Here is a 3,760-nt window from a genome sequence, read left to right on the forward strand (position 1 = left end):
CTCCCGTCCCCCGGCCGCCCCTCTCCGTCCGGTGACGGGCACGCCAGGGCCGCACCGGCGACGGCGGACACGGCGGTGACAACGGTGGCCACGGTGACGAATCGGCGCAGCATGATCACTCCAGAGTGCTGTGGTCGGCGGGGCGCCTCGTCGCGCCCCACCCTTCTAACGCTGCGCGCCCCCGACCGTTGCGCAACGCGCCACTACGCCACCCGGACGACCCCGTCCGCCGTTGACGGTGCACCGCCGCCCAGGCCGTCACGCCCGCCCCCACCGAAAGCGCTTTGCCCGGCGGCGCACCCGCCGGGTAACCTGGTCCGCGATTGGTCACGGGCCTCGGCTCTGTGTCATCATCTGCACACACCTCGCCCAGCGGGTGTGCTGGAGGCTTCGCCTAGTCTGGTCTATGGCGCCGCACTGCTAATGCGGTTTGGGGTAACCCCCCATCCCGGGTTCAAATCCCGGAGCCTCCGCTCGATCCTCCGAGATCACCAAAGCCCCGGCCCTCCGCCGGGGCTTTTGCGTTACCCCCACGCCTCGCCTCCGGCACCCCGCGCCGAGCGCCGTCCAGCCGCCACCGCCGGTCCGCCCGAAGTGTGTTTCCGCAGGTCAGCATGGGTGCGGCAAACGGATTTCGCCTCCGGCGCCGGGTGCTGTAATGTTGTCCCCGCAACGCCGACCGGCCGGAAACAACCAGCCGGGAAAGCCAAGCGCTCGTAGCTTAACGGATAGAGCATCTGACTACGGATCAGAAGGTTGCAGGTTCGAATCCTGCCGAGCGCGCATCAGTCAAAGCCCCCTCGGGATCACTCCCGAGGGGGCTTTGTCGTGCCGTATGGCAGTGAAGTACCGGTGGCGGTGCCAGGGCGAGGAGAACCGAACTGGAGGGCGGGGGGTCGCTCTGGCGGGGTGGAAGTGGTGAACGGGCGGCTCGGACGGTGTCGGGCGTCTAGCGTCTTGGGGAGAGGCTGGGCCGTTGGGGTCGTGGCCGGTTGAGGAGTGCTTCTGTGTCTTCTGCCTTCGATCCCCAGCACGCTTCCGTCGGCGATGTGGGTACGGCGCTCATGCTGGTCGACTCGCGGCTCAGGAGCGTTCGGGATGGCGGGAGCAGGAGTGATCCCGAACGGCAGGCGCTCACCGAGCAGTTCGTCGAGTCGCTGGGGCCCGAGGAGGCCGGCGAGGTGTTGGAGGGCACGTGCACGCTGATCTACACCTTCATGCGGTGGCTGCGCCTGGCGCATGAGGACGCCGGTAAGGACGTCGTCGAGTACGTGGTGCCGAACCTCGTGGCGTCGTTGCGGATGATGCCCAGGAGTGTGCGCCCCGAGGCGATTCCCACGATGGTGGGAATGGTCGTCGCGGCGGGTATCGGCCTGAGCCCCAACCTGTGGCGCGAACAGTACGGCGAGTGGACCGAGGCGGAGATGACGCCCTTGGAGGCCACCACCTTCCTGCTCGCCGAGCACATCAACCGCATGACCGACGACCCGGACTTCGCCGTCCGGCTCGTCAGCGAAGCTCTGGCCGGCGTCGACGAGCGCTGACCGGCGCGGGCGGGGCTGACCCGCCACGCCACGCCGGGCGCGTGCGCCGTGTGTTGTGGGGGTTGATGGGGGATTGTTGGCGAATGGCGTTGCAGCGGTACGGGGTGTTGTGCGGGGTTCTGCGGGACCACTTCCGCGACCAGCCGGACACGCAGGGGCGGTGGTACCACGTGAACCTGCGGGTCGACGCGCCGGACGGCCGGTACCGGTGCGCGGTGGACGTGGACAGCAAGCAGTCGGCCACCGGGGTGCGGTGGAAGCGGTTTGTCGTGGACGCGGCGGCGCTCGGACCGGTGGCGGGTTTCGCCGGCGGGTACCACGAGTTGGAGCGCGGGCCGGGGACGGGGCGTTGGACTTCCAGCGGCATCCGGCGTTGCTGGGGCACCGGAGGTGCCGGTTCGCGCACTGGTTGCCCCGATGGCTGCGGGAGGCGGTGGAGCCGTTCTGCAGGCCCATGCCGTGGACGGCGGGGTCGAACCTCGACGCGGCGGAGGCGTTCGAGCCGATCCTGGTGCCGGCGCGGCCGATCCTGGTGTTCGGAGAGCCGTTCCGTACCGGGCTGGGGATGCACAACATCCACCAGAACCAGGGGGATCCGGCGGGTAGTCAGTGGTGGGACGAGAACGGCATCTGGCAGGACGGTGCCACGATGACCCGACGTGAGGACGGACGCTTTGACGTCTTCCTGTCGAAGTTCTCCACACAGGTGGATCGGACGGATGACGAGGGGCATCCTGTGTGAGGGGTCGGGCCGTGTGAGCGGCCAGGTTGGGTGAGGATCAGCGGGCGGGGCGGTAGGCGGTGGCGCAGAGGAGACTTCGGCCGTCGTCGACCTTCCAGGCCCAGTATCTGGTCCGGTCGCCGGGGGCGCGGGCGCAGGCCGTGGCGGTGGTGTCCGGGCCGGCCTGGTGGACGCTGGTGACGTGCAGGACCTCGTTGTAGGCGGGGGGTATGCGGCGGTCGGTGCAGTCGGCGGCCGTCATCGGGCCGAGGTGCATGGTCGGTGCGTCGGGGGTGCCGGCCCGGCGGGCGAGCAGGCAGTAGTTCGCGCGGTAGACGCGGCTGAGGCACAGGACGGTGCTCGTCGACTCACCGGCGGCGCGGTAGTACCAGTAGGCGTGGCCGACGCCGCTCCCGCAGTCCTCGACGGAGTCGGACACCCGTGTGACCCGCACCATCGCGCGGCCGCTGTCGCAGCCGACGGCGGCCGGGGGCGCGGCGGTGTTCCAGGTGACGGTGTCGGCGGCCTGGCCTGTGTCGTACAGGGGGAGGCAGGTGCCGGCGCGGACGCCTCGGAACGCGGCGGCGGTCGGATCGGGGGTGGGCGCGGGCGCGGGTGCGGAGTGGGCGGAGCCGGACGTGGTGCCCGTTGTGGTACCTGACGAGTTGAGGCCGGGGCCGGGGCCGGGAGCCGAGAGGGCCGGTGGCTGGTCGGACGGGGAGGTGTTGTCGAACCAGTTGTTGTCGAGGGCGAGCGCGAGGCCGCCGACCAGGGCCACGCCGAGGAGGGCGCACAGGGCGGTGACGAGGGTCGGGGAGATGCCGGCGCGGTGACGGCCGGGGGCGCGGCGCGGGCCGTCGTCCGGCGGTGAGAGGCGCGGGTAAGGACGGCCGTGGCCGGGGCGCGCGTTGCCTGGGCCCGGACCGTGGCTGCTCGGCGGGCCGTCGGCGTTGCTCATGCTCTCCCCCGCGCTGCCGCTGCTCGATGTGCCGTGTGTGGCGTGAGCATGCTATCGGGCCCGCGGCAGGGAGGGAGCAGCGCGGAGCAGTGCGGAACGGTGCCGTGGCTAGCTGAGGGACTTGCTGGTCGGGCGGGTGGCGGCGTCGAGCTTGGGGGCGTCACCGGTGCGGGCGTTCTCGGCCATCCGGTGCAGGGAGTGCAGGGCGAACAGCAGCACGCCGATGTCGTCGAGGAGGATCGGGTCCGGCATGAGGTCGACCGGCGAGATGACGTACGCCAGGGCGCCCCAGAAGGCCAGCTTGCCGCCCACCGGGACGCCCGCGTCGGTGAGGGCGCGCTTGGCGCGCACCAGGCGTACGGCCAGCTTGATCGTGACCGCCAGGGTGACGGCCACCAGCACACCGGCGACGACCAGGACGACGACCCACCACTCACCGCTCATCGCACACCTCTCGGACGGATGTCTTGTCCTGCCATTGTGCGGGAGGGAAGAACGAGAGGAGGGAGAGAAGGAGGGGAGAGCACGGACGTGGGG

3 protein-coding genes, 2 tRNA genes and 1 pseudogene are annotated in these 3,760 nt (G+C 70.9%); 4 read left to right on the forward strand and 2 right to left on the reverse strand.

Annotated elements, in window-relative coordinates; genetic code table 11:
* The first annotated feature begins 383 nt into the window (after window positions 1-383).
* The 4 genes and pseudogenes from FNX44_RS24830 (at window position 384) to FNX44_RS28295 (ending at window position 2,286) form a co-directional block, all read left to right on the forward strand.
* Window positions 384-473: transfer RNA gene (locus tag FNX44_RS24830), tRNA-Ser, on the forward strand.
* 237 nt (window positions 474-710) lie between these two features.
* Window positions 711-783, forward strand: a tRNA-Arg gene (locus FNX44_RS24835).
* A gap of 224 nt (window positions 784-1,007) precedes the next feature.
* On the forward strand, window positions 1,008-1,544 hold the full coding sequence (locus tag FNX44_RS24840) for a hypothetical protein (RefSeq protein WP_143651234.1): 537 nt from the start codon (window positions 1,008-1,010) through the stop codon (window positions 1,542-1,544).
* Window positions 1,545-1,627: 83 nt separating this feature from the next.
* Window positions 1,628-2,286 (forward strand): annotated as a pseudogene (locus FNX44_RS28295) (DUF2278 family protein).
* Window positions 2,287-2,323: 37 nt separating this feature from the next.
* Here FNX44_RS28295 and FNX44_RS24855 read toward each other — a convergent pair.
* Entirely contained in the window at window positions 2,324-3,223 is a 900-nt protein-coding gene (locus FNX44_RS24855) for an LppU/SCO3897 family protein (RefSeq protein WP_143651236.1), read from the reverse strand.
* Window positions 3,224-3,331: 108 nt separating this feature from the next.
* Window positions 3,332-3,667, reverse strand: a complete 336-nt coding sequence (locus FNX44_RS24860) for a YkvA family protein (RefSeq protein WP_143651237.1) — start codon at window positions 3,665-3,667, stop codon at window positions 3,332-3,334.
* Between the last annotated feature and the right edge of the window lie 93 nt (window positions 3,668-3,760).

The organism is Streptomyces alkaliterrae, from assembly GCF_007097205.2.
Classification (GTDB): domain Bacteria; phylum Actinomycetota; class Actinomycetes; order Streptomycetales; family Streptomycetaceae; genus Streptomyces; species Streptomyces alkaliterrae.

Bases quoted from the DNA above. Each gene is read 5' to 3' on its own strand.
- FNX44_RS24855 (WP_143651236.1), bottom strand. From the start codon at position 3,223: ATGAGCAACGCCGACGGCCCGCCGAGCAGCCACGGTCCGGGCCCAGGC.
- FNX44_RS24860 (WP_143651237.1), bottom strand. From the start codon at position 3,667: ATGAGCGGTGAGTGGTGGGTCGTCGTCCTGGTCGTCGCCGGTGTGCTG.